Source organism: Parashewanella sp. 2210YD4-3, assembly GCF_056591735.1.
Window position 1 is genome coordinate 19,099 of the sequence record NZ_JBWQOG010000010.1, and the last position, 21,917, is coordinate 41,015.

32 protein-coding genes are annotated in these 21,917 nt (G+C 37.0%); 21 read left to right on the forward strand and 11 right to left on the reverse strand.

Translation table 11 applies throughout. The annotated features are described in order from the left end of the window. Positions 1-252: 252 nt before the first annotated feature. The 20 genes from AC1EU0_RS14365 to AC1EU0_RS14460 all read left to right on the forward strand — a co-directional run bounded on the left by AC1EU0_RS14365 (position 253) and on the right by AC1EU0_RS14460 (position 12,702). On the forward strand, positions 253-654 hold the full coding sequence (locus AC1EU0_RS14365; RefSeq protein WP_480303166.1) for a hypothetical protein: 402 nt from the start codon (positions 253-255) through the stop codon (positions 652-654). A 279-nt stretch (positions 655-933) separates the two neighbouring features. Continuing rightward, the gene (locus AC1EU0_RS14370) at positions 934-1,524 is read left to right on the forward strand and encodes a DUF2913 family protein (protein WP_480303167.1); all 591 of its coding nucleotides are present in this window, start codon (positions 934-936) and stop codon (positions 1,522-1,524) included. Positions 1,525-1,768: 244 nt separating this feature from the next. Continuing rightward, on the forward strand, positions 1,769-2,899 hold the full coding sequence (locus AC1EU0_RS14375) for a helix-turn-helix domain-containing protein (RefSeq protein ID WP_480303168.1): 1,131 nt from the start codon (positions 1,769-1,771) through the stop codon (positions 2,897-2,899). A 418-nt stretch (positions 2,900-3,317) separates the two neighbouring features. Beyond that, positions 3,318-3,494 (forward strand): hypothetical protein, encoded by a 177-nt coding sequence (locus tag AC1EU0_RS14380; RefSeq protein ID WP_480303169.1) that lies wholly within the window; start codon positions 3,318-3,320, stop codon positions 3,492-3,494. A gap of 203 nt (positions 3,495-3,697) precedes the next feature. After that, positions 3,698-4,801, forward strand: a complete 1,104-nt coding sequence (locus AC1EU0_RS14385; protein WP_480303171.1) for a DNA-binding protein — start codon at positions 3,698-3,700, stop codon at positions 4,799-4,801. A 61-nt stretch (positions 4,802-4,862) separates the two neighbouring features. Next, positions 4,863-5,021, forward strand: coding sequence for a hypothetical protein (locus tag AC1EU0_RS14390; protein ID WP_480303173.1), 159 nt, complete (start codon positions 4,863-4,865; stop codon positions 5,019-5,021). Positions 5,022-5,023: 2 nt separating this feature from the next. Next, complete coding sequence (locus AC1EU0_RS14395; RefSeq protein WP_480303175.1) at positions 5,024-5,305, forward strand: hypothetical protein; 282 nt, start codon at positions 5,024-5,026, stop codon at positions 5,303-5,305. Between the two features lie 135 nt (positions 5,306-5,440). Then, on the forward strand, positions 5,441-5,779 hold the full coding sequence (locus tag AC1EU0_RS14400; protein WP_480303177.1) for a hypothetical protein: 339 nt from the start codon (positions 5,441-5,443) through the stop codon (positions 5,777-5,779). After that, positions 5,772-6,188, forward strand: coding sequence for a hypothetical protein (locus AC1EU0_RS14405; protein ID WP_480303178.1), 417 nt, complete (start codon positions 5,772-5,774; stop codon positions 6,186-6,188). The genes AC1EU0_RS14400 and AC1EU0_RS14405 overlap by 8 nt, the downstream gene beginning before the upstream one ends. 391 nt (positions 6,189-6,579) lie before the next feature. Next, positions 6,580-6,810 carry a hypothetical protein gene (locus AC1EU0_RS14410; protein ID WP_480303180.1) on the forward strand — a complete coding sequence of 77 codons (231 nt, stop codon included), beginning with the start codon at positions 6,580-6,582 and terminating at the stop codon, positions 6,808-6,810. 36 nt (positions 6,811-6,846) lie between these two features. Then, positions 6,847-7,011, forward strand: a complete 165-nt coding sequence (locus AC1EU0_RS14415) for a hypothetical protein (protein ID WP_480303181.1) — start codon at positions 6,847-6,849, stop codon at positions 7,009-7,011. Positions 7,012-7,134: 123 nt separating this feature from the next. Further along, positions 7,135-7,758, forward strand: a complete 624-nt coding sequence (locus tag AC1EU0_RS14420) for a hypothetical protein (RefSeq protein ID WP_480303183.1) — start codon at positions 7,135-7,137, stop codon at positions 7,756-7,758. Between the two features lie 88 nt (positions 7,759-7,846). Continuing rightward, a complete protein-coding gene (locus AC1EU0_RS14425; RefSeq protein ID WP_480303184.1) occupies positions 7,847-8,173 on the forward strand; it encodes a hypothetical protein in 327 nt (108 codons plus the stop codon). A 19-nt stretch (positions 8,174-8,192) separates the two neighbouring features. Continuing rightward, the gene (locus AC1EU0_RS14430) at positions 8,193-8,519 is read left to right on the forward strand and encodes a hypothetical protein (protein WP_480303186.1); all 327 of its coding nucleotides are present in this window, start codon (positions 8,193-8,195) and stop codon (positions 8,517-8,519) included. Between the two features lie 21 nt (positions 8,520-8,540). Then, entirely contained in the window at positions 8,541-8,762 is a 222-nt protein-coding gene (locus AC1EU0_RS14435; RefSeq protein WP_480303188.1) for a hypothetical protein, read from the forward strand. A 206-nt stretch (positions 8,763-8,968) separates the two neighbouring features. After that, on the forward strand, positions 8,969-9,313 hold the full coding sequence (locus AC1EU0_RS14440; protein WP_480303189.1) for a hypothetical protein: 345 nt from the start codon (positions 8,969-8,971) through the stop codon (positions 9,311-9,313). A gap of 266 nt (positions 9,314-9,579) precedes the next feature. Further along, a complete protein-coding gene (locus tag AC1EU0_RS14445) occupies positions 9,580-10,017 on the forward strand; it encodes a hypothetical protein (protein WP_480303191.1) in 438 nt (145 codons plus the stop codon). Positions 10,018-10,210: 193 nt separating this feature from the next. Beyond that, the gene (locus AC1EU0_RS14450; RefSeq protein ID WP_480303193.1) at positions 10,211-10,483 is read left to right on the forward strand and encodes a hypothetical protein; all 273 of its coding nucleotides are present in this window, start codon (positions 10,211-10,213) and stop codon (positions 10,481-10,483) included. A 570-nt stretch (positions 10,484-11,053) separates the two neighbouring features. After that, a complete protein-coding gene (locus tag AC1EU0_RS14455) occupies positions 11,054-11,710 on the forward strand; it encodes a hypothetical protein (RefSeq protein ID WP_480303195.1) in 657 nt (218 codons plus the stop codon). Between the two features lie 5 nt (positions 11,711-11,715). Then, positions 11,716-12,702: a tyrosine-type recombinase/integrase gene (locus AC1EU0_RS14460; protein WP_480303196.1), complete on the forward strand. Its 987-nt coding sequence runs from the start codon at positions 11,716-11,718 to the stop codon at positions 12,700-12,702. 90 nt (positions 12,703-12,792) lie between these two features. On the opposite strand, the gene AC1EU0_RS14465 is transcribed toward AC1EU0_RS14460, so the two are convergent. The 8 genes from AC1EU0_RS14465 to AC1EU0_RS14500 all read right to left on the reverse strand — a co-directional run bounded on the left by AC1EU0_RS14465 (position 12,793) and on the right by AC1EU0_RS14500 (position 17,678). Continuing rightward, complete coding sequence (locus AC1EU0_RS14465; RefSeq protein ID WP_480303198.1) at positions 12,793-13,485, reverse strand: hypothetical protein; 693 nt, start codon at positions 13,483-13,485, stop codon at positions 12,793-12,795. A gap of 85 nt (positions 13,486-13,570) precedes the next feature. Beyond that, positions 13,571-13,954, reverse strand: a complete 384-nt coding sequence (locus AC1EU0_RS14470) for a hypothetical protein (RefSeq protein WP_480303199.1) — start codon at positions 13,952-13,954, stop codon at positions 13,571-13,573. Between the two features lie 24 nt (positions 13,955-13,978). Further along, complete coding sequence (locus AC1EU0_RS14475; protein WP_480303200.1) at positions 13,979-14,620, reverse strand: GmrSD restriction endonuclease domain-containing protein; 642 nt, start codon at positions 14,618-14,620, stop codon at positions 13,979-13,981. Between the two features lie 41 nt (positions 14,621-14,661). Then, the gene (locus tag AC1EU0_RS14480) at positions 14,662-15,303 is read right to left on the reverse strand and encodes a hypothetical protein (protein ID WP_480303201.1); all 642 of its coding nucleotides are present in this window, start codon (positions 15,301-15,303) and stop codon (positions 14,662-14,664) included. A 46-nt stretch (positions 15,304-15,349) separates the two neighbouring features. Further along, a complete protein-coding gene (locus tag AC1EU0_RS14485) occupies positions 15,350-15,601 on the reverse strand; it encodes a hypothetical protein (protein WP_480303203.1) in 252 nt (83 codons plus the stop codon). Positions 15,602-15,781: 180 nt separating this feature from the next. Further along, positions 15,782-16,696: a hypothetical protein gene (locus AC1EU0_RS14490; RefSeq protein WP_480303204.1), complete on the reverse strand. Its 915-nt coding sequence runs from the start codon at positions 16,694-16,696 to the stop codon at positions 15,782-15,784. 26 nt (positions 16,697-16,722) lie between these two features. Then, complete coding sequence (locus AC1EU0_RS14495; protein WP_480303206.1) at positions 16,723-17,013, reverse strand: hypothetical protein; 291 nt, start codon at positions 17,011-17,013, stop codon at positions 16,723-16,725. Positions 17,014-17,105: 92 nt separating this feature from the next. Then, positions 17,106-17,678 (reverse strand): hypothetical protein, encoded by a 573-nt coding sequence (locus AC1EU0_RS14500; protein WP_480303207.1) that lies wholly within the window; start codon positions 17,676-17,678, stop codon positions 17,106-17,108. 270 nt (positions 17,679-17,948) lie between these two features. Here AC1EU0_RS14500 and AC1EU0_RS14505 point away from each other — a divergent pair, with 270 nt between their 5' ends. Then, positions 17,949-19,010: a tetratricopeptide repeat protein gene (locus tag AC1EU0_RS14505; RefSeq protein WP_480303209.1), complete on the forward strand. Its 1,062-nt coding sequence runs from the start codon at positions 17,949-17,951 to the stop codon at positions 19,008-19,010. Positions 19,011-19,073: 63 nt separating this feature from the next. On the opposite strand, the gene AC1EU0_RS14510 is transcribed toward AC1EU0_RS14505, so the two are convergent. From AC1EU0_RS14510 to AC1EU0_RS14520, 3 genes are all read right to left on the reverse strand, one after another. Continuing rightward, a complete protein-coding gene (locus AC1EU0_RS14510) occupies positions 19,074-20,018 on the reverse strand; it encodes a hypothetical protein (RefSeq protein WP_480303211.1) in 945 nt (314 codons plus the stop codon). A gap of 502 nt (positions 20,019-20,520) precedes the next feature. After that, a complete protein-coding gene (locus AC1EU0_RS14515; RefSeq protein WP_480303212.1) occupies positions 20,521-20,856 on the reverse strand; it encodes a hypothetical protein in 336 nt (111 codons plus the stop codon). Positions 20,857-20,888: 32 nt separating this feature from the next. Beyond that, positions 20,889-21,860, reverse strand: a complete 972-nt coding sequence (locus tag AC1EU0_RS14520; protein WP_480303214.1) for a hypothetical protein — start codon at positions 21,858-21,860, stop codon at positions 20,889-20,891. Positions 21,861-21,917 lie beyond the last annotated feature (57 nt).

A 21,917-nucleotide genomic window follows, 5' to 3' on the forward strand; every position in this document is an offset into this window, starting at 1 on the left:
TTTGCATAAGTAAACCGTTTGCACCTTAGTTAGGAAGTAAGTGTTATGAATGAAATGGATAAAATTTGTGATGGCTGTGGACACCCAGCTAGTAATTGTGAGTGTGGATCTTGTGAAGATTGCAATCAAAAAATTCACGAATGTGTTTGTGAGAAAGGATAACTATTGATATCTAGTAGAGTGTTAGCCTTGCTAGCACTCTATCTTATCGATGATAAACCAAGTAATTTTAATCTATAAGGCATGATGGTAATGATGCGTAATAAAGCAATAGTAGCTCTGATTGCTTTCTTTAGTTTTTCAGTAGCTGCAACTCAAACAGAGTCTTGTAAATACGGTGAACAGCTAGTTAATGTTGGTCAAACTATAACAATCAAAGACCCTGTTCTCTCTCATGAGTATATGAGGGAGCTTAAACAGAAAGGGCTAAATGATACTCAGATTGAAAAGTCTCTACAGATAGCTGACTGGACTCATATTGTTCTTACATGTGCTAGAGCTTACAGTAAATCGAGTAGTTATGATGAAAGTAAAGCAATTTCAATTGGTAAGCCAGCCGCAATGATAAGCAATACTTCAGTGGTTTTAATTCCAATTAGTCATCAGGCGAGCTGGGTAGACTCACTAAAAAAATTATCTCCCGTGAGTAGATAAAGCGCTAAATCAGAGTGCCAACTGAATGCTCAGTCATACCTTAAATTGATAGTTTAGTTCAAGCAGTTCTAACGCTCTAAAGTCACACCAGCAAGTCGCATGGCCACTGTTAACATATTACTCTTATCTCGAGGTATCTTAATATGTTAGCAGGCTTAAAATAGTTTTTTCTTCTTGATTCCTAACCTCTACTTTAAGGAACGATGAGCTAATTCAAATTCATGCTATGATGGCAAGTAAGATTAAGTTCCCATATACATTAATTAAACCAATTTCTAAATGAAAAAAACATATCCTCAACTTGTAAAAGATTTTGCTGAAAATGCTTTAATTTATCTCTATATGAGATGTGCTGATGAAAAGCGTTTTGTACCGTCAAAAAGAAGGAATGAATGGATGGTTCAATACTTGAAACCATTCGTAAAAAATGACGAATATAAGAAGCTAAGAAAGGACATTAAAAGCCTAATAAGTGCAGGGCGTAAGCATACCGCTGATATCGAGCAACAATTAATAAGACTGCACTCTCTGGTTGACAAGTTTGATAACGATGTTGAACATTTTTATAGTTTGCTCAGTCATCTTGAGAGTAATCTTAGTTTGCCGAGCGGTTTATTTGACAAAGATAGACCCGTTCAGGAAAATCAGATTTATGTTTTGGGTGAACACGTCGATCATGCTTTCAATAACGATGGCATTCAAGTCGCTCCGCTAGCACTGGTTGTTAATTCAAGTCGTTGGACGCAAATAGAGGCCGAGGTTGCCAAGCATGGCCACTTTGTTGCTGAAGTAGCAGATTCAACAGAGACTAAAGCTACTATTTTTTTACATCCAAAATCAAAAAAACTCGATCAATCACTAGTGGCTTAAGCCGATATATTGAGCACTGTTACTGTTAACATAATACGGTTCTCTCGAAGTACCGTAATATGTTAACAAGGCTTAAAAGCACTTTCCTTTATCTAATCCTCGCTTCCTGTACGGCTTTGTTATCCAAGATTGCTGCTTTTAATCGAATCATTAATTATTACTATCTTATTAACAGCATCTAGTTTGCACACTTATTTGAACCCTGCTAGTTTGTATTTAAAGTGGGTTCAATTAAGTATGTGTTATGAGTGCCTATTTAAAGCTAGGTAAGTCTAATTCAGGTGAATTGATTGATATCAAATCGCAGCAATCAGGTAAAGGTGAGCTTGTATGCCCTTTTTGCAACACTGGTTTAATTGCTGTCAAAGGTAAAGTTAAGGAGCATCATTTTAGGCATGATGGTGATACTTGTAATGAATCGCTCCAACAGTTACCGCAAATATCAGGTTGGGATCACTTTCACTTGTCTGTTCCAGCAGAGTTAATCGACATATTGTTAAAAGGATATAAACCAGAAAGTAAAAACCCTAAGTTCTTCGGTGAGAGTGGTCACACAGGGTTAGAGCGTTATGAACTTATACAGCACCGTGATTTTGTAGGTGGTTATGAGTTTGCAGAAAAGGGATTGATTATTGTAGGAGCTTTGCCTATATCACGTTTCAATAACTGGATGCGTCAAACATTAAAACTTCGCATGAGTGAGTTAATAGATGACGTTAATCATGGTTATAAACATAAAGCGCATCGAGATATTGAAGCTTATAGACAACAAACCATTCTCACATCCACGCTGTATTTATTCGAACTCAATACACAAACGGATATAACGCTATATAAAGTCGGCAGAACTAGCAGAGAGCCAGAAGTAAGATTAAGTGAGGTGATTGCAGATGTTCAGCGTGAATTGGGTTGTGATGTATCAGGAAAGATCATTAGGGCTGTACCTAATGCGGGTTATGTAGAACAGTTTGCTTTATATAAGTATAAGCCTTATCAATTTATACTTGGTTCTCACACCGAGTATCTAAAGCTCGATACCAAAACAGCTAAGAACTTAAAAAGTGAGTTTACTCGATTAGGGAAAAGTATTGAGCCATTCGATAAATCAGAGCGTTATGTGACTACGGGACGTTGGCGCTATGAAGATGAACGGTTAGTAAAATCAAAAAAAGGAATTTCACAAACTTTGGCTTGCGGCTCTAGATTCGGTAGGCCAAAAGGCACAAAGCTCGATGATGATGCTTTTTTAAATAAATATCCTCAAGTGGTCGAATTGCTGAAAAATGGAGTTTCAATTAATAAAGCAGTCGAGCGTACAGGAATAAGCAAAAGTACCATCAAACGTATTCGAGCCAAGCTTGCATTGCAAGGTTAGTTTTCTAGTCCTCTGTTTCCTATGTGGCCTGTATTTCCTATTTAATAGATTAGACATCATTGACTGGTAGGGTTAAGTAGGTGAACTAGACAAAATAAGCAATCTACATAATAGGAAACGCCTCTAATAAGCCCGACTTAGTGCGGGCTGCTCTCGATGTAACTGAGTTAGACGAGATCCAAAATGATGAGTTGTAAAAGTCGTTTGTAGACGTTGGTGAACTGGATTAATATGAATGTGTGTTCCTAGATGCTGAAGTGCAAGATATTCAATCGTATACCCCGAATTTGCCTGAACACTAATTCGAGAATCAAAATAATTCATTAGGTTCAGTTTGATAAAGACAGGTAATATTGAGAGTCGGTTCTTTTAAGATTAGCCCGATACTGCTTACCAAAAATAAACAGGAGGATAGAACATGGCCATAAAAATCCAGAACCACAATGAAAGCATTGAATATGGTGAAGAGCTTGTAGAGCTATATAAAATAGTAGAGTTTTCATGTAGTGATGAAGAAGAAGCCGCTACCCGTAAACGTATTCAAGAAATAGAAGCCGCAATCGGTGAATATGATGCTTATGTGAAAAGCGCCTGATAAATGTGTGGCTCTACTTTGCAAAGTAGCTTCTTTCATTAATGTTGTTCTTTTCTATTAATTAATTTCTCTTGTTAAGTAATTCTTTTCTAAATTAGGGAAACTTGCGTTTCCAGTGGAAACATAAAAACGTGGAAATTAGCGTTTCCCGTTTCCAATATGCTATAGTGTATAAAAAGCAAACTTATTTGGATTTGAACATTATGAGTAATCAAAATGCAGTAACATTTGAGCAAGTGGCTTCAGTTGCTACTGATATGCTCACCAAAGGAATAAAGGCTACCGTTAGGAACGTTATCGGTGTTACTGGTGGTAGAACTGAAACTGTTTCAGGTTATCTGAAGGATTTCTTTGATAAGCGTGATGCTGAAGTGTCAAAAATGGCTGATGAACTTGGGAGTAGCAAGTTAGCAAATATTTTAGCTTCAGAAATTCAAATAGTAGTTGATCAAAAACTCGCTTCACTGAATGAAATTGTGGCTCGTCAAAAGGAACAGTTAGCAGAAGCCAATGAGTTACTTGAAGAAAAAGAAGCTGATTGCTTACATCGAGTAGAGCTTTGTGAAGCAAACGCACTAAAGAGTATTAAAGAAGCTGAAGAAAAAATTAATAAAGCTATTGCTAAAGCTGAAGCGGCAGAGACCGAAAAAACAGTAGCAATCAAGCAAGCAGAAGATGCTGAAATTGATGCTAGAAATGCAATCAGTGCAGAGCAGCAAAAAGCGATTGTGCTAGTTGAAGCCGCAAAGAATGAAGCTGCCGCATTAGTTAAATCTGTTGAATCAAGAAATGAAAAATTAGAAGCTGAAAACTCGCAATTAAGAGAGCAAGTAAAGCTTTTAACCGTTGATGAAGCTAAACGAGAAATTGAATCTCAGCAATATCAATTGGCACAGACTCAAATTGAGAAACAGCGTATAGAAATCGCTGATCAAAAAACAACAGTTGTTCAATTACAAACCGAAAACAAAGGTTATATCAAAGATAATGATAGGCTGTTGTCGGAAAGTAATGAGTTGAAAGAGAAAGCATCTAAGCTTGATAAGGTTCAGGTTCAGTACGCAGAATCCCAAAGCCGAATCAATCAGTTACAACATGATTTATCGCAATCTGACCGAGAGAGAGAATCGTTGGCACAATCTTTAGCCGCGCATGTGAAAGAGAACGATAGGCTTTCATTGGAGAGCAATGAGTTGAAAGAGAAAGCATCTAAGCTTGATACAGTTCAAGTTCAGTACGCAGAATCTAAAACTCGAATCAAGCAATTAGAGCATAATTTATCTAAATCTGAGCCTGAAAAAGAGTAGTTAGAACAAGCTTTAGCTGATAATAAAAGTTAACTAAATACATATGGGATGTGCGTCAAAAATGAGTGAAGGAAGTCAATTTAATCGCGGTCTAGGTAAGCGCAAAAGTACGTCTTCAGGTAAGAAAGTGTCAAAAGGTGCAGAACAGCAACGTGAAAATAGACGCAGAATTGAAGAGTTAAAAGAAAGATTAGAGCATGAGAGAGAGTTTGGAGAATAACTATGGCTATGATTGATTTAAACACCTTTGTAGAGCTGGTAAATAAGGATATCAATAAAAAACGTGACGATGTTAAAAATGCAGTGAATAACGATTGGTATGACAAGGCGGCTCAACTTTCAAATGAAATCAAAGGGCTAGAATCTGCATTGTATATTGCTCAGAGTGGTGATTGTCACCTAAATTCTGTTTCTCAAAACCCTTTGAAAACTAAAAAGGTGGCGGGGACGCCCAATCAAGAATCCTTAAATGCGGTAGCTGAAAAACTCGATAGGCTTTATTAAAAGCTGAGGCTGGACGTTTAATGAAGGGAACATAGTTTCATTCGTTAAGCGTTAGCAAACAAACTCAGAGTGAGTACGTTAGTTCTTTTTTATCGAATTCAATAATATTTAAAAGTGCCAGGGGAAGTGGACGTTATGAATATTGAATGTATCGGTTGTGGTTGTACTGATATCAAGGGTTGTGAGCCTAATTCGCAACCTTGCCACTGGTTAGCAAAAGACGATGTTTTAGGTTTAGGGGTTTGTTCCAACTGTGAATCACATCTTTCGGTACTCGAAAAACATCAACAAGAAATGTCTGATTTAGCCAATGATATTAGTGGTGTTACTGAAGCTGGTTACACAGTACATTGTACCAAGTGTGATTTTGGGCGGGGTTACAATGAGGATGAACGTGTTCCTGAATCATGCCCTCGATGCGGAGAGCATAAAGAGTTTTCTATTCTAGATAAGGATTTTTACCTGAATGCGTAAAATCAGCAAAGAGAATGAAAAAAATGTCAGAGCGCTTCATCAAACAATGGTTGATGTAAAGAATAAACATGATGCTCTTGTCGATGCTTTAAATGAAGACATACAAGCGTTATTAGCTCGTTTTAACTCTCAGAATGCAACGCTATTAGAAGAGTTCCAAACGGCTTATGTGGAAGCGGCTGATAAGCTTAACAGCATTGCTGGTGAGCAACATGCAGCAATGAAATCTTACATTAATGATCGTAGTGATAATTGGCATGATGGTGATGCTGGATTTAAATATCGCTATTGGGCTGAAGAATGGGACGAACTTTCTACTGAAATGGAGTATGCAGGGTGTGCTGATTTTGAGATTGAGGTAGAACTAAAGCACATTCCTGAACCAACGTTACCAACTTTTAAACCTTAATTACCAGATATGGGAAATTAATTTAATGTTTGAAACAATCTTATTAACAGTAATAGTTGTAATGCTAGCCCTGATTCTTAATATGTTAAACAAAATTAAGTGCGTACTTTATTTTACTGCTGAATTAGCAAAGGAAGAATCTTCATTAAGTGAAGAAAAGAAAACAAAATTGATAAACGACTGTATTAAATAGGTTGTTAGGGGTCTTATTTTGTAAGGTTAAAATTTGACGATAAGAACCCTAACATTGGTTAATTTATATGGGGAATTTACAAATATGAACGATTTTGAAAAGAAAATCCTTGAGCAAATCCGCTGGCAAAATAAGCTTCTTGTTGCATCTTTTATCCTTCTATCTGTAATTGCTGGATCACTTTTAGCAGGGTAGTAAATGGCACTTAACGAAGAACAATTGAAAGCTGCTAAATCACTTGAAAGAGCTTTAAAAAAGTGTGGGAAGGCTGGTTTAAGTGGCGGTGTCTATGACGGTGGTTTCATGCTTTTTGATGCAAATGAAAGTAGAGAAGACGTAGTTGAAAGTATTTGCACGAATGGAAAAGATGATCGTGGAATAGGCTTGTTTACACCAGAGATTTCTTTAGATGGTGGCGCTGGAACGTAGGCTAGCTAGTTCAATTTTTAAATATGGGAAATTAGCATGGAAAAAATAGCTATTTGGGGAACGTTTTTATTGGCACTCTATGCAGCCTCTATTTCAAGTTATTTGCTTTTTGACAAATATACTGAAGAAGCAAACGAGCAAATTACTAAGCTCTGTAAAGAACAAAATTTGATGCCTGAGCTTGAGTGTTTAAGTAACTAATAAATATGGGAAACTTCGTAAATGCTTGAAAGAATACTTAATAAGTTAGATTATACGAAAATAGGTTCATCAGGAGCCGTTAAGCAGTCAGGAAATGTGAGCCAACAATGGTAATAAACGTATATGAAAAACAATAAAGAAACTCAAAAGTGTGAACTTCTTAAACAATCTCAAATCAGCAACTTTAGAGAAGCTGGTTTAAAAATTTCTAGACTGGAAAAAACATACGCTTTTATTACTGTTTTCTTACTTTTAATATTTGTCGGTGACGCAACTCAGACACTTGAATTACCATTTTTTAAAATTTCGTTTAGCTATTCAATGGCGCTTTCTGTATTACTCTTTATTCATGCTTGTGTAGGCTTTACTTTCTTTATGTCTATAAATCATGAAAGAGCTATTTATAGCTATTTGAAAACTGAATATGAGTATGATGAGCGTGATTTGTCTATATCTGCAAGTTTAAACCTGTTTAACTTTGCTCAACACTCAGATAAATATACAGGAATTAAGTTAGCTAGTTTAATTCAATATAGTGCAGCGTTATTATTGTTTATTATGAATATGTTTTTACCTTTATGCTGCTTTATCTGGCTAATGACCGAACAACTTATTTCAACCAAAGTGGCTATTTTAATGGTCATTAGTGCTTGTGTTTATATTTCTGCTGTTTCTCTCTCTGTTCGATTCACGGAGCATCTAATAGGCAAAAATGAGGTAGAGCCTTCACAAAAAACGACAACATGAAATGGCTTTAGAAAACAGATTGCGTTTATTTACATGTAAAGAAGCTAGACGCACTTAGGCCAATTTATTTATACGGGAAACAGTGCGAATGAACGATTTTGCAAAAATTGTGAAACTAAGTTTCATATTTGGTGGAGTGCTAGGACTTGGTTTCGGAACAAAATCAATTTTTTTAGACACAGGGGTTGGATGGAGTTCTACTTATAAGAACGCTGTAGTGCAGATACAAAAGTGCAAATCAGAGTGTGAATACAAAGGTACTCTTTATAAGGATTGGTTAGGTTCATATAAGATGCGTTTAACAGAGTCCACATACTTAGATGCTTTACATGAAAACTTAGTTTCTGAAGATAATAATGTTTTCATTTTCAAGGCTGCTTTTGTGCGTTCTGATCCTGTGATAGTACACAATTAACGGATAGGAAAAAGTGCGAATGAACGATTTTGCAAAAATTGTGAAGCTAAGTTTCATATTTGGTGGAGTGCTAGGGCTTGGTTTCGGAATAAAATCAATTTTTTCAGACTCAGGGGTTGGGTGGAGTTCTACTTATAAGAGCGCTGTAGTGAAGATACAAAAGTGCAAATCAGAGTGTGAATACGAAGGTACTCTTTATAAGGACTGGGTAGGTTCATATAAGATGCGTTTAACAGAGTCCACATACTTAGATGCTTTACATGAAAACTTAGTTTCTGAAGATAATAATGTTTTCATTTTCAAGACTGCTTTTGTGCGTTCTGACCCTGTGATAGTACACAATTAACGGATAGGAAAAAATAGCATTATGGAAACTGCAAATATGCTTGCTTTCATCGAGCAAAACAAAGTTAACAGAGTTGTTTTTGGGGAAAGTAGAACTAGCGAAAATAAGCCTGTTATGAATCGTTCAGATTTAGTTAAGGCCGACAGAGTTTTTTACAGATTAGAGAATGGTTCTAATTTTACTTTGACGAGGGAAGATACCAAAAGCGCCCCTGATTTTATGCCTCTTTGGGCGATAGATTGATATAGGAATAATTCGTAAGAAGGATTTTAATTGGTTTTGTAGCTTTGTCTCTTTCAAGCCTGCAATGGTGCATATAGGCCGTACCAATGCAGAAGATTGTCATAACGACCGCAGTAACGGGGCTTTGTTAGTCAGCTATTATTAAGTTCCTTATGGTTAGACTCTCATTAAATTATTTCTATCATTTCGATGTTCCAATAAACAGAATGAACGATCTCCTATCTGAAAAAAAAGTCGAAAAAAAAGAGATGGATAAAAAAGCTCTATTACTTGTGTGCACTGATAGGATCGAAAAACTGTTAACTAATGAAATATTCAATGGCCGCTTTAATTCACACCCTCTGATTTCTTCCGCATTCACTGATTTAATGATTCATCTATATGTTCTGTTGAAGATGTGTAATAAAAAGGGGGGCCCTGTTAACTTTACTGATGATGTTTCAGGTCATAATGTAAATCATATTACTGATTTGGTTCGTGAGCTAAGAAATGCTGCTTGCCACATCAATTCTGATAATCGAGACTATTTAACAGAGTGTTTGTTCTGGTAAAGGCTCTCCTATCGTTGCTGGTGAAGCTGTAGGTGGTCAGTATGAAGATGATATGACCTTCCAATATGGTAACTATATGATATATCTAAACCGCCATATTTGGAGAGCTTATAATGAAGCAAAGGCTAATTTACAGTAAAGGTATACTTTACGGGCTTATGCAGCTTTAGGGTTCCCAGATAAGTGGTCTGCTAAATAGGCAACAGTATTCTCAGACTATTAAATGAAGTCATAACATTAAATTAATATTATTTTTAGGTAAATATATGAACAACCAAGATATAGAAAGAATCAGTGCTGGAGTAGATGATTACGATGAACAAACAAAAATGTTATTCATCACCTTGACTAACGACAAACAAATGAAATTATTGAAAGAATTGAATATGCCTGTAGAGGTATTCCAAAAAATTAGACCGACTTTTACTTTGGCTTTTGACACTGAGAGTGAAGATTTCAATGATTTTAATTATATGATTATTGACTTTGTTGGCATACCTTTCGATATCCTCCAACATGGGAGAGATGATTTCATGAAGAAGCACTGGCTATATGAGAACTATGATTATTCTCTATCCTCAGATCAGATAGCAATGATTGATATGATAGTGCTATATGCATTGAATAGCTTTGATTTTAAAAAATTTGTTGCCAATTTCCCTCATAATCTGCCTTTTGATATTAGAGCATTGTCGAATGGCTAATTTTTTAAGCTTGTATCTATCTCTGAAATAGCATGACCAAATATGTTCCACGGAAGTAGGTAGATTTAGGTGACAAGTATAATGTACGATAGGTAACTACAAAGCGATTTTAAATAAATTTAAGTGGCAGCTTTTAAAAGCCCGAGTAGTTAAACGAAACTCGCAAACAATAAATAGATTTCAAGAGGTCATTGTGATACATAAATTTGAAGGCTTTACTTTAGAGATCATTGAAGAAGCCCCTGATACCCCGATGAGTATAACAATCGCAGGAAGTACAGCTTTTACAATAGAACTACCGAAATCTGGTGCGTTTCATTATTTTCAGCTAGATAATACAGAGGCTAGTGAGGTGATGTTCAAGATGGATAACTCAAATAAAGTTCCACCAGAAATTTCATTTCATTTGTCAAGTTTTGAGCTTGAAAAGCTTAAAGAAGTTAGTGTGTTACCTGTTATCGGATAATTTGAGCTTCGATTGGCCCCAATTATACTTGTCTAATAAGCTGGTGGGACTTTGGCTGTCTGCCTTGCTGGTCTAACTGATACTAATGTAGGTAGGAACGACATAGTTTTCTCGCGAGAGTCCATTCTTACTGAATTTAAAGCCAAAGCCTAACTACCCCCTTGAAAACCTAACCTAAGAATCAATAAGTTATGCAATACGGATTAAACTTTATTGTCTGAAAATGCACTTACGGGCAAACTTTAGTTCTTACGGATGATTTATTGTCTCTCCACAACAGGTTTTGTGACCAAGTTTATTTTTTCGTCATTAGTTGTGATAATTACACTTATCACAACTAATGCTTAAACTGGTGATTTGTCGTTACTACATTATTGCTTTGCACTGGTTGTTACTTTGAGCGTGGCTGCTTTTTTGATGTGTCGTAACGACATTTGTGAGAGCGCTCATTTAAACTGAACATGTCGTTACGACATCATTCCAATTTACCAAATGCAAAACTAATGCTACAGTTAACTTGCTAGTTGTCGTAACGACATTTTTATTTCTATCTATTTCAACTGGAATCAAATGAGCACATTTAAAGAAGCAGACAAAGCGATCATAAAGGAATTCCTGTCCTCATTATCAGAACGATGGCTGATGCAACTGCATGAACAAGATCTCACCAATGACACCTCTGCGAATATAAAACAACATATAGCGGAGCTTGATCAAGATTTCAGTATCGATACCGTTAACGATATTGTCACTCGTTTTTTTGCACCAGATGCACAAAAACAGTTAAAGAGACGGTTTTCAAAATTTAAATATGAGCGTAGCAGGCCTGTTGCAAGGATGCACCAAGATACCTTAAAAAAGCTTGAACAAATCAAATATAACGCGGGGCTAGGCTCATTAGATGAGACTATTGATTGCCTACTCGATCCTGATAACTTCATCGCTAAAGAAGCGTTAAATTTACAGCTTAATGAAGGGCATACCAGTATCAGCTATTCGGACCCTGAAATATTCACTGCTGTTTATTGGAAAGAACTGATTGAAAATGTGAGCTCAGAAGCGCAACAAGTTCTTGAGCATGCCTTGAAGCATTCCATCAAACAGAGCTACCAGCAAGGCCTTGGTCGTAGGAAGTTCAACGAACAGCACTTGGAAGAGGCTATTTTAAGTAATCGATTTCTGCAACTCTTACATGGCGCTGAATTAAGTGAAACTGAAGAGGGATAATCGGGATGGCCAGTAATTCTCTAGATTTATATGGTGGCTCTAATGAGCTGGGGCTCGCTCCAACAAATGAGCAAAAACTCGCACAGGAAAATCTAAGTGAGTTTTTTGAACGAGTATTCGTTGGGCTGAAGCCCAATACTAAAAGAGCGTTGGAAACAGATCTTAAACAATATTTTAATTGGTGTGCATCTGAATCAAAACCAAGGTTTTCAGCTGATTTTTCTGTGGCCAAAGAAGTTCTATTCCAATATCTTAAATATATGCAAGCTAAGGGCTATACCAGCGCCACTTTAAAGAGGCGCTTTGCGTCAATAGGTAAAGTGTATCGTATTATGGAGATGCGAAACCCGCTTCAAGAATCAGAAAACCTCATTCAGGCCATTCGCAATCATGTTGCGACACTACCTGCAGCTGAACAGGTCGAACCCGTTAGGCATGAAGACCTTCAGCGTTTACCTGAAATCACGGAGGAAAGCTCACTAAGGGATATGCGTGATGCTGTTATCGCATATCTAGGAATTTATACTCTTTGTCGTTCAGTTAATATGCGAAACTTGCTAGTTGAAGATATCGATTTCAGGCATGAAACAGCAAAAATTTATGGTGAAAAAAATCAAAAGCCAGGTGAAGTTAGATTTGCCAACCTGTCCTCAAAAACATGTTATATCCTCAGGCTCTATCTCAGTAAAGCTGGCATTTCGTCAGGAGTAATTATCAGAAGTGTGAAAAAAAACGATAAGATTGGCGATAAGCTCACATACGAGGGTTATAGGAAAATTGTCAAACGTTTAGGGGTTCAACTGCTAGGTGAGCAAGCCAAGAATGTTAGCACACACAGCTTTCGAGTCGGTTCTGCAGTATCAATGGCAGAATTAGAAATACCAACTGGTGAAATAAGCCTTGCTGGTGGATGGAAGACGCCAACCATGCCCATAAGGTATACGCAGCAAACAAACGCTAAGAAAACAGGTACAGCTAAGTTCAAAGATTAGCTGTATTGCCGATATCGGTGAATATCGGCAATAAACTAATTCACATCACGTTTACAGATTAATGTACCACTTTGTATGGATACCAAAGTATTAACTGAGCAAAAAGTCTTTGAAGCCGAACTTTTTATAATTAAAACGTCCATCTAACAGCATCTCACAATGTAATTTAGCGGCTTCTCGCAATTCCTCAGGTTCTTCCAGCAATAGGCGAGCGATGCCACATCTCATTCCATTCCAAGCGCTTCTTACCATTTCCAACTGCTCTTTGTCTGTGTAGGGTTTACGTTCCGTTTTAAATAAGCACTGACCAGACTTGTATGCTTGAGAGACTTCATAAAGCATCACTACAGTTTCATGTGGGCCTATTGTAGCTTTTAAAGGAACGATCATTGGTCCTACAGCATCCATCAGAGCCATGTAATTTGATTTGGCATTATCAAATGAAACAGGGTTTTGAAACATCGTTTGGCAATAACGAAGACGACCAAAAACTAGTTCCAGTGGTTTATTACTTCTAGATAGTGAAGCAGAAATAGTCCAATGCAATGTTTTAAGCTCAAATAATATCTGCTGAATATTGCTTATCGGTTCCACCTGATTTCCGTTTACAGTCATGACTACGATACTTCCATTTTTTGACAGTTTATCTTTTTGACTTTCAAGTTGTGAGATTATTTCTTGTAGCTCATCTTGAATGGGTTTAATGTTTGCTGGTTCATCCAGCTGCTCATTAGGCTGCGACAATCTACTTGTTATTGCGAGGTCTGACAAGCGCAATGACACCAGCCCTCCATCTATACCGACTTCTAATTTAATTTTCAGGGCACTTAAACCTTATGATTCCGATTTATTTGTGAGTGAATTAAAGTTAGTAGCAATGCTTCCTGAATTTTTCAATTTGTACTTTTATCTCTTTATTTAGAGTTTCGTTTTCGGAATCTTGAATAAAGGCTTCACAGGCACCAATAATTTCGTCAGCAATGATTATTAACATTCTTGAAGGCAGCAAAGCATAATCAGGCATCCAATCTAAACTATATGAGCCTGTTGACGATTCAATTGGAGCACCAGAACGTTTAAGTCTATCAAGTACGCTTTCATCAACTTTTTTAACTCTTTTGCATTTTTGTAGTAGAGCAACGCCTTCTTCTTTATTTCTAGCTCTGACTACGGCATGAATATAAAAGCCAAGTCCTCTTGAATTAAATTCGTGGTTCTCACATACCATTGAGCTCGAAAAATACAGTTTCATTTTTCCTCCCTGCTCGCTTTCTCACTAATTACATTTGGCTAGAACATTATTGATTTTCTTTTGTTCGCGCTTTGAATATCTCAGACCATATTTGTCTTTAACATACTTCCATTTTTTGATGTACTGACAGTGATAAGCGGTGTTTTCTGGCATCCAGTATTGGGGTGGTTGCGCGCCTTTCTCTTGGTTAGCGTTATCCTCAACCGACAGTAAATTTTCTGGATCATTGGCAAATTGACGCTTTTTAGATCTTGACCATGCCGCACCTCCAAAGCTGCTTGCGTGTGCTAATGGCACAATATGATCAATATCGATATCCGAAGCTTTAATGAATGTCTGATTGGTGTATGGGTCGTGCCATCTCCCCCAAGTAACGCTACAGCCACGATTACGCTTAAACTTCACTGGTGCGATTGAATCACGAATTAGTATTTCAGCTCTGGTGTTCTGGCAATCTCTGTCAGCATCCACCCAATGAGGCCAATCTTTACGGTTATACTTCTGCTTATGACTTTTAGCTGAAGAACTAGAGTTTGAATTGTGACAATGATAAGTTCCATTGCTACGGTCGTTATGGCATCCCTGAGAGTTTGTACGCCCTCCGTGAGCCATTGTTGCACTTGAAAAAACAATGGTAAGAGCTATTGCTAATGTCTCTTTTCTCATAACGTTTTTATTTCCCTATTTAAGTAATCGTCTATTAGTCACTATCGGTCGTAAATTGACTTACAATAGAACTCAAGTTTTTTTGCTGCTTTACCACTTTCTGAATCGAAAGAGTTTCTACCATTCACCAAGTAAAAAACCTTTTCAGCAAGAGAATAACTATCTGTATGCAGCTCATTTAATACCTTTTTATTCTTTTTAAGATGCCATTTTCTCCAACAAACATCTTCACCGTAATGACCCGTAGCATCCTCAACACACTTGGGAGAGAGCTCAAAGTTTCCAATGAAAACTGTATTATTATTGGTGATTGCTTTACATAAAGATTCGAAATCATTAGGTGTTATTTCAATTTCTCTCTCAAACTCATATTGCTCAAAATAACTTTGTTGGTAATGGCCATCTAACAATTTCCAGAAATTACTTGTACTTGCATCTACATTACGAGGACGACAATATTCGACTAACAACGTAACAAGCTCCCTTCCAAAGTCCCAATTGAGCCAATAAGAATTTGTTTCTTTTTCGAGCCAGTTAGATCGAGTAGGCACTCCAAACGTTTTATTATATATTTCAGTAGAACAAGATATACATGCTAATTCGAGCAAAATTTTGAAGTAAGCATCACTAAAAGAAAGCTTATCAACAAAATTAAGAGCCCTTTCTTTTTGAGATTCATGCATTTTAAATTCCTTTTGCAGACTAAGATTCCTGTGTAATTCAGAGCTTCTACGTTAAGGGAAATAGTTGGTGATATTTACTCTTAGATTTGTGGCCATCTGAATCATTCAGTGCTGATGCTTTTAACGCAGATTGTTCTATTAGATTAATTCTGGCCTTTAATGCTATGACAAGGCTTTCAGCGTCTTGTAGAGCATCAACTGGATCTCTTTCTTTTGTTACCTGAAATTGTTCTTTGAGCCAATATGAGGTGCTTGGATCATGAGTCAAAGCTTGCTCAAATTCACTGATTTTATCCATATCTAATCCCATTATTTTGTTAGTTTTATTTATAAGCTGTATAGACTTATTTACTTTGGTAAGCCTACCCTACTCTTTCAAAGAAAAACCTTCCTTTATTAGTGTGTTAGGAGTTTATCCTATTAAATTTGAAGCAGTTGCAAGGTACTTTTCATCGAGCAGCCTCACCCTTTATATAAACTAAATTCCACCAATTCCCCTCATGTCTAAATATGCATCCACAGATTTCCGTATATTTCGTTGAAAAAGCTTCATATTTTGATCTTTTTTGTATTCAGCAAGTGTTTGAAAGTTTCCTTTATACTTGAACTGGCGCATGCTATTGGTCATTTCTTCATACGAATACAGTCTATATGCGTGTGAAGCACCAATTCTTGAACCTACGTTGCTATAGTGAACGTCTTCGCATAGTGTATTTTTCTTACTTTTACTGTTATCAAGCTCAAAGTAGTAAGGTTGATAGCCTGAGTAAAACCGATAATCCCCCGTAACTACATCTTTTAGGTCTTTACTGGCTTTTTCTTTGGTTGGTAATTCAAACTTTCCCCATTTGCTTGGGTGGATGGGAGTCGAAAAATCGGAATCCTTAGTTAAAACCTTTGAATAAATGTACTCAAAGTCATGAGTTCCGTAATATCGATATATGCTCTCAAGAGGGATTGAAATCTTATTAAATCGATAAATAGGACCCAGTCCATCTCCAGGCGCAAGGAATGTTGCACTACCAACAACTGAAATAGTTTTGTACTTCCAATTTGCCTTCATGTCATGAGTTTGAAGGCATGCTAAATACATCCCAGTTTTTTGAAGTTCTTTTAAAAATGAAATTGATGCATAAGGAGTAAGCTGGTGATGGGAAAGACCAATATCAATGAGCTGGTGGTGAGTCTTTAGCCAGTGATTTCTTAAACTAAAAATGCTGACTTTGGCTTCGGTTGCCTGACTCATTCCAAAAAGATGATTTAAAGCGCTCATTATCGGCAAAAGCACTAATATTGAGTAAAGTAAAAGTAATATGGAAGTGTTTTTGCCAAAACCCTTTGGCATTAGGAAAGTTAGTGTCCAACTTAGCACCACTCTTAAATAAGTCATCATCCCTCCTTGAAGCAAAAATAGCGGCACTAAGCCGCATTGGGTAATCTGTAGCGAGGTAAATCTTCGGTGCATTTACTTAATCGATTGAATCCCCAGGTCATGACAGGATTGTCGTTGTGTTGCATTGTCTCTCCTGTATAGGCATTTTGAGTGGATGTTTCAAATGTGGGTGAATACTTTTCCCACTTTGTCCATACTTTGCCATACCCGTTATATTCGTAGCTTCTCGAAAAGTACTTCCCTTCGACACTTTCAGCAACCTCAACACTTCGCCCAAAAGTATCAGTGCCAAACCAGAGGGTTTTTAACCTAGCCATAAATAAATCCACCTAAGTAACCAAAGATGGTGTCAGAATACATGTGGTAATAATGGCTGCAGATTTATTGCAAGCTTGAATATTCAGGCTTATTACATTGTTTTCAACATGGTGGCTTTGAATGAGGACTTGGCTTCTTTGAAGTTTTCTTCAAGCAAGTCATCTATTTGTTGATCAACTGCCGCTTTCTCTTCTTTGGTTAACTGCTCGTAATTTGCATTAGTTCGACCGTTAGAAGAAATGTATTGATTGTAAGCATTAAGACTGGATGCATAGTAATCTGATGCTCGTTTAAGGGCGGCCTGATTTACCGTTAGAAACGTTTCAGACATATTTACAACCCAATCCCCCTCTAAAGACTCCACAACGGTATAGAGTGGGAGCGACACTGAATTATTAATGTACAATGTTGTATTGAAGTAATATTTCCCATTTTCTTCTTTTGTTGCATCCCCTATTTGATATTCAAAATTTTTAACACTCTTGCTTAGGGGGAGATGAGAAGCACCCTTTTCATCCAAGTTTGCTTTTTGACTGAACCAAAATTGATGTGCTGCCTGCTGGTGGTTATTAACCATTAACATTAAGTTGATTTCATGCCGCTTGTAATAAGCTCCTCCACCAACTGCAGTTAGCAAGGCAGCGCTCAAAATTAGCTTTTTCATTTAAATATCCATAAGTCTAGTGTTCAGAGGTTATTTTATTGAGGAGAAATGGGCTTTGAAATCAAATACTGATTATTTGGGAAATTCTATTGGAGATTTTTAATAAACATAAGGCGTTTTATATACAGGTGAAAACCTAGGAATGAAGCAGCACGTTCTATTTTATGGGGTAAACGTTTGTAGGGTTATTTGAGTTTTTCTATTGCAGAAGGTATTTCTTGTAGTTAATTCAAGTTTGTCAAATTAGAATATTGCACCTAATACAATGCATTGAGCAATGGAGTAATAATAATGCAACGACTTGTAATTGGACTATTAATATATCTACTCACCTGTGGTTTCGCTTTTTCCAATCCTTCCAATATGGGTGCTGTACCTCTTGATTTGGGGAAAAAGGCCTTTGAATTACAGCTTTATAAATCATCGCTTACTTTGTTTAGTGAAGCTGCAGAACTTGGTTCTGCAGAAGCGGAATACCGCATTGGTCTCATTCATTTTTTTGGTCTAGGAGTACCAAAAGACAAAGTATTAGCTCAAAAATGGTTGGAGAAATCAGCGGAACATGGATATGACGAAGCTCAGTATGGATTGGGGATCGTTTATATTAAAGGTGAAGATGTACCTTTAAACGCTAAAGCTGCGATAAAGTGGTTTACCAAAGCAGCTGCTCAAAATTATACACAAGCACAAAACGCACTTGGAGAAATCTATTTTCAAGGAATTGGTATAACTAGAAACGCTAAAGCAGCATTTGAGTGGTACAGTAAAGCAGCAGAAAAGAACAGTGCGGAAGCACAATACCATATTGGATACATGTACCAAACAGGGCAAGGTGTAGCAAAAAATTATGACTTAATGCATAAGTGGTATACCAAATCCGCTGAGCAGAACTTTCCAGCTGCACTGAACAATCTAGGTAATGCCTATGGTAAAGGCCTGGGTGTCCCTGTAAATTTAAGAAAAGAACATGATTTATATTTGAGGTCAGCCGAACTGGGGGACTCTACAGCGCAATATAATATTGGTTTTATGTATGAAAAAGGAAGAGGTGTTTCGCCAAATTATAAGATCGCATTCAAATGGTATAGCAAGGCTGCGATGCAAGGAGTGGCTGTTGCACAGTTTAATTTAGGGTTAATGCATCAATATGGAATAGCCGTTCCCAGAAATGAAACTGAAGCTCATAAGTGGTTGAGTCTTGCCTTGTTCAACAAGTATTCAATAGCTCAAGATTTTATTACACCACTTGAAAAGAGGTTAACCCCACTGCAAATTAAATATAGCAAAGAGCAGTTATTTAAATGCTTAAGGACCAATTATAAAGATTGCTAAAGATCAGTCAGTTACTTTGCCTTTTCCTTTATGAAAAGACGTTATCCATCTTTTATGCTGCATTCAATCCGAAAGCAGCATTTCATCTTCAGAGTCATATAAAATCTGATACGCTCGATTTACATGATTTGGTTTAATTTCTGTTCCTTCATTTCTGGCTAAAATATAGCTAAAGGCTAAAATTTCTTGAACGAAATAGCAGCTACCATATCCGATGCGGAGCAGCTCAAATAGAGCGTAATGCCTGTATTGATTCAGGCGATATTTTTCATCCATGGTTGACTCTTCCATCGTTCGGATATATCGGTCGTACTCTTCTGGCAACTCTTTTGACGAGGAGTATTCGTTAAAGTGATGTAAATTCCCTCTGATAGTTTTTTCAATAGTTTCACCTAGGCTGTGTAAATGATGCGCCCTAGCAGAATAATGCTTAATTGAATTAGTAGAGTCCAGAATCGCAGTGGAACATGAAATGATGAATATTATGGCAAGTTCTTCTGTTAGGTAGTGTAGTAAATTAATCAGCCGATCTACGAATATGTCACTTGCGAAGATAAACGTATGCCTAGAAAATTCCAATGTCAGAATTTCAACCTTCCTTTCTTGTGCTCTTTTAATAAATTGATGGCATAACACAGTCGTATAAATTTTGCTTTTGCTTGTATATATAGGTTCTATCTTATCTTCCATTTGTAATAACAAGTCAGCCAAACAAGCATTAATGTTTTTTTCATCTATGAATTTAAGTCGTAACATCGGCTGTATTATTTCTGCTCCTTCAGTCTGAATGGGGTTGGCAAGCTCATATTGATTTAAAAATGTTTTTTCCAAACCTAGATTATTACTAGTGATTACACATACCCTTTCCGATGGTGTAACTACCCTTATGCGAGCCAAGGTTTCAATGAGATTCCCCCATGACTTGTCACGCTCAGGACTATAGCAGCAGATATTCTGGATTGTTGCCAAATCATCATCTGAGAGCTGTGTTGCTTTGAATTCCTTCATGGTGCAGTTCTATTAGTATATTTACGACATCGATGATAAAACAAATAGCTAATTGTATGCTTAACCCTTGCTGACACTTTTTTAATTTATTTATACACTGCGATTTTTGTTTTTCTATAGATGTCTAGATTCGAAGTTATATCATTAACGAATACTTTCATGGGGGGATTGGTCGAATAGGAAGGAGCTTTACTAGGCCCCAATAATTTTGAATAGCTAACAATCTAGCATTTTTCTGACTTAGAGCGCCCGTTTTTTCTTGCTATCTTCATCGCCTTAACTACAGGGGGGCGGCTTCAAACCTGCATTGTATAGATGCTCAAGAGTGTTCTGGTCAAGCAAATCAGGACACTTTCCAAAGAGAGTTTTTGTATGCAGCTATTTCATATTAGCTGCAACGTCAGGGCTCATTTTCGTTCGTGTTTTCTGACTTACTTTTAAAATACAATCATGTTTCAATCTACCCTAGAGTGGCCAGATTATCCTGACCAAATCCTATCAATCAAGCTGTGATTTCCATTATTTGATAATCCCATTCAGTACCGTCTTTACCCGATACTCTTTCAAAGTAATCTCCAACAGAGAGAAGTTCTCTTTGTAGCCCTTTTAGAAGATCGTATCTATGATTTGATTCGGAACTATCCCACTCAATAATAAATACACCGTCTTTGTCGGTAAGCTTCAATTTGAAAGAAAAGCTTCCTTCATGCTCATCATCACCAGAACCTAGAATATATTGGTCAACAGATAAATTTGAAAGTTCTGCAGTTGAGCAGTGCAAAATAAGCACCCCACCAGCTTCATTTTGGTCTCGAGTAACGTATCTTGATTTAATCATTGCCTTTTATAATGCCTCTTCTACATATGGGTTTATAACTCGTTGACAGTCTCAACAAGGGGATTGTCTGGAAATAATTCACTAAGTGTCTTCAAACTATCTTCGTTGAAGTACCCAGTTAGATAAATGGATGAACAAAGCTTGATATCTTTCAATTTCTTTTGCTGCAGAATTTTCAGAATCCTGGATTCAAAGTCAGATCTAATTAGTAAGACTTGTGGGTGATTTAGGATCAGCTGGATACTCGTTTCAATAAAGCAGCGGACAGATAACGGTTGAAGGTAATAGTGCTTCACATCCAATCGATATACACTTCCATCTTTCGCGGTAAGAAGAGATTCTATCAAGCTTATTCCACTATCTATTGACTCTACAACTGCCTCTAAGGAGCTATTCGTAATCAACCAGTTGAGACTTAATGCGAGTGTTCCAAGACTCTCAAAGTTTTTCTGTAGTATGTCAAAATTAGCTAAACGAATATCTTCACATTGATAAATGGCAGACTGTAATGGATTAAATTCACCACTAAAATAGGTCGCTTTAAGTTCTCCGAATAGGGTTTCTTGCAGTATTGCATTGTTAGTGTTTGTATCAAGGAGAACCTTATATGCTCGATTTGTGTTTATTCCTTCTCGGTAAACACACTGTAGAGTTTTTTTGGCCAGAGTGCCTAGCAAGGCTATGCTGGAAAAATTAGAAAATGGACTTTCATAGATTTCATGACCAAAACACTCTGAAAACTCACACCACTCTTCAGCTAGCTGTTTACTGATGCTATGTCTTGAAACGTGATCATGTTTTGCCAGTTCAAAAATAGCTGAATCACAATCTAAATTTGAAGTTGCCTTCAGTTTAAGATCATCAAATGACTCGAAACCGAAATACCTAGCATAAGCATCTTCAAGTTCTTTGTGCTTTAGCTTGTCTTCACACTCAAACGCGGACTGCAGCAGAGCCGCAGCTTTTTTGATTTTACGAATATCGGCCTTGTTAGCAATTTTCATGATAGCTCCGCAACTTTAATAATAGCACTCAGAAATATGGCAAACATCGCCATCAGG

Bases quoted from the DNA above. Each gene is read 5' to 3' on its own strand.
- AC1EU0_RS14460 (WP_480303196.1), top strand. From the start codon at position 11,716: ATGGCCAGTAATTCTCTAGATTTATATGGTGGCTCTAATGAGCTGGGG.
- AC1EU0_RS14365 (WP_480303166.1), top strand. From the start codon at position 253: ATGATGCGTAATAAAGCAATAGTAGCTCTGATTGCTTTCTTTAGTTTT.
- AC1EU0_RS14495 (WP_480303206.1), bottom strand. From the start codon at position 17,013: ATGGCTAGGTTAAAAACCCTCTGGTTTGGCACTGATACTTTTGGGCGA.
- AC1EU0_RS14430 (WP_480303186.1), top strand. From the start codon at position 8,193: ATGAACGATTTTGCAAAAATTGTGAAGCTAAGTTTCATATTTGGTGGA.
- AC1EU0_RS14445 (WP_480303191.1), top strand. From the start codon at position 9,580: ATGAACAACCAAGATATAGAAAGAATCAGTGCTGGAGTAGATGATTAC.
- AC1EU0_RS14375 (WP_480303168.1), top strand. From the start codon at position 1,769: ATGAGTGCCTATTTAAAGCTAGGTAAGTCTAATTCAGGTGAATTGATT.
- AC1EU0_RS14390 (WP_480303173.1), top strand. From the start codon at position 4,863: ATGAGTGAAGGAAGTCAATTTAATCGCGGTCTAGGTAAGCGCAAAAGT.
- AC1EU0_RS14380 (WP_480303169.1), top strand. From the start codon at position 3,318: ATGGCCATAAAAATCCAGAACCACAATGAAAGCATTGAATATGGTGAA.
- AC1EU0_RS14475 (WP_480303200.1), bottom strand. From the start codon at position 14,620: ATGAGAAAAGAGACATTAGCAATAGCTCTTACCATTGTTTTTTCAAGT.
- AC1EU0_RS14500 (WP_480303207.1), bottom strand. From the start codon at position 17,678: ATGAAAAAGCTAATTTTGAGCGCTGCCTTGCTAACTGCAGTTGGTGGA.
- AC1EU0_RS14405 (WP_480303178.1), top strand. From the start codon at position 5,772: ATGCGTAAAATCAGCAAAGAGAATGAAAAAAATGTCAGAGCGCTTCAT.
- AC1EU0_RS14400 (WP_480303177.1), top strand. From the start codon at position 5,441: ATGAATATTGAATGTATCGGTTGTGGTTGTACTGATATCAAGGGTTGT.
- AC1EU0_RS14385 (WP_480303171.1), top strand. From the start codon at position 3,698: ATGAGTAATCAAAATGCAGTAACATTTGAGCAAGTGGCTTCAGTTGCT.
- AC1EU0_RS14520 (WP_480303214.1), bottom strand. From the start codon at position 21,860: ATGAAAATTGCTAACAAGGCCGATATTCGTAAAATCAAAAAAGCTGCG.
- AC1EU0_RS14435 (WP_480303188.1), top strand. From the start codon at position 8,541: ATGGAAACTGCAAATATGCTTGCTTTCATCGAGCAAAACAAAGTTAAC.
- AC1EU0_RS14440 (WP_480303189.1), top strand. From the start codon at position 8,969: ATGAACGATCTCCTATCTGAAAAAAAAGTCGAAAAAAAAGAGATGGAT.
- AC1EU0_RS14485 (WP_480303203.1), bottom strand. From the start codon at position 15,601: ATGGATAAAATCAGTGAATTTGAGCAAGCTTTGACTCATGATCCAAGC.
- AC1EU0_RS14425 (WP_480303184.1), top strand. From the start codon at position 7,847: ATGAACGATTTTGCAAAAATTGTGAAACTAAGTTTCATATTTGGTGGA.
- AC1EU0_RS14410 (WP_480303180.1), top strand. From the start codon at position 6,580: ATGGCACTTAACGAAGAACAATTGAAAGCTGCTAAATCACTTGAAAGA.
- AC1EU0_RS14515 (WP_480303212.1), bottom strand. From the start codon at position 20,856: ATGATTAAATCAAGATACGTTACTCGAGACCAAAATGAAGCTGGTGGG.
- AC1EU0_RS14395 (WP_480303175.1), top strand. From the start codon at position 5,024: ATGGCTATGATTGATTTAAACACCTTTGTAGAGCTGGTAAATAAGGAT.
- AC1EU0_RS14490 (WP_480303204.1), bottom strand. From the start codon at position 16,696: ATGATGACTTATTTAAGAGTGGTGCTAAGTTGGACACTAACTTTCCTA.
- AC1EU0_RS14455 (WP_480303195.1), top strand. From the start codon at position 11,054: ATGAGCACATTTAAAGAAGCAGACAAAGCGATCATAAAGGAATTCCTG.
- AC1EU0_RS14415 (WP_480303181.1), top strand. From the start codon at position 6,847: ATGGAAAAAATAGCTATTTGGGGAACGTTTTTATTGGCACTCTATGCA.
- AC1EU0_RS14470 (WP_480303199.1), bottom strand. From the start codon at position 13,954: ATGAAACTGTATTTTTCGAGCTCAATGGTATGTGAGAACCACGAATTT.
- AC1EU0_RS14420 (WP_480303183.1), top strand. From the start codon at position 7,135: ATGAAAAACAATAAAGAAACTCAAAAGTGTGAACTTCTTAAACAATCT.
- AC1EU0_RS14370 (WP_480303167.1), top strand. From the start codon at position 934: ATGAAAAAAACATATCCTCAACTTGTAAAAGATTTTGCTGAAAATGCT.
- AC1EU0_RS14480 (WP_480303201.1), bottom strand. From the start codon at position 15,303: ATGCATGAATCTCAAAAAGAAAGGGCTCTTAATTTTGTTGATAAGCTT.
- AC1EU0_RS14510 (WP_480303211.1), bottom strand. From the start codon at position 20,018: ATGAAGGAATTCAAAGCAACACAGCTCTCAGATGATGATTTGGCAACA.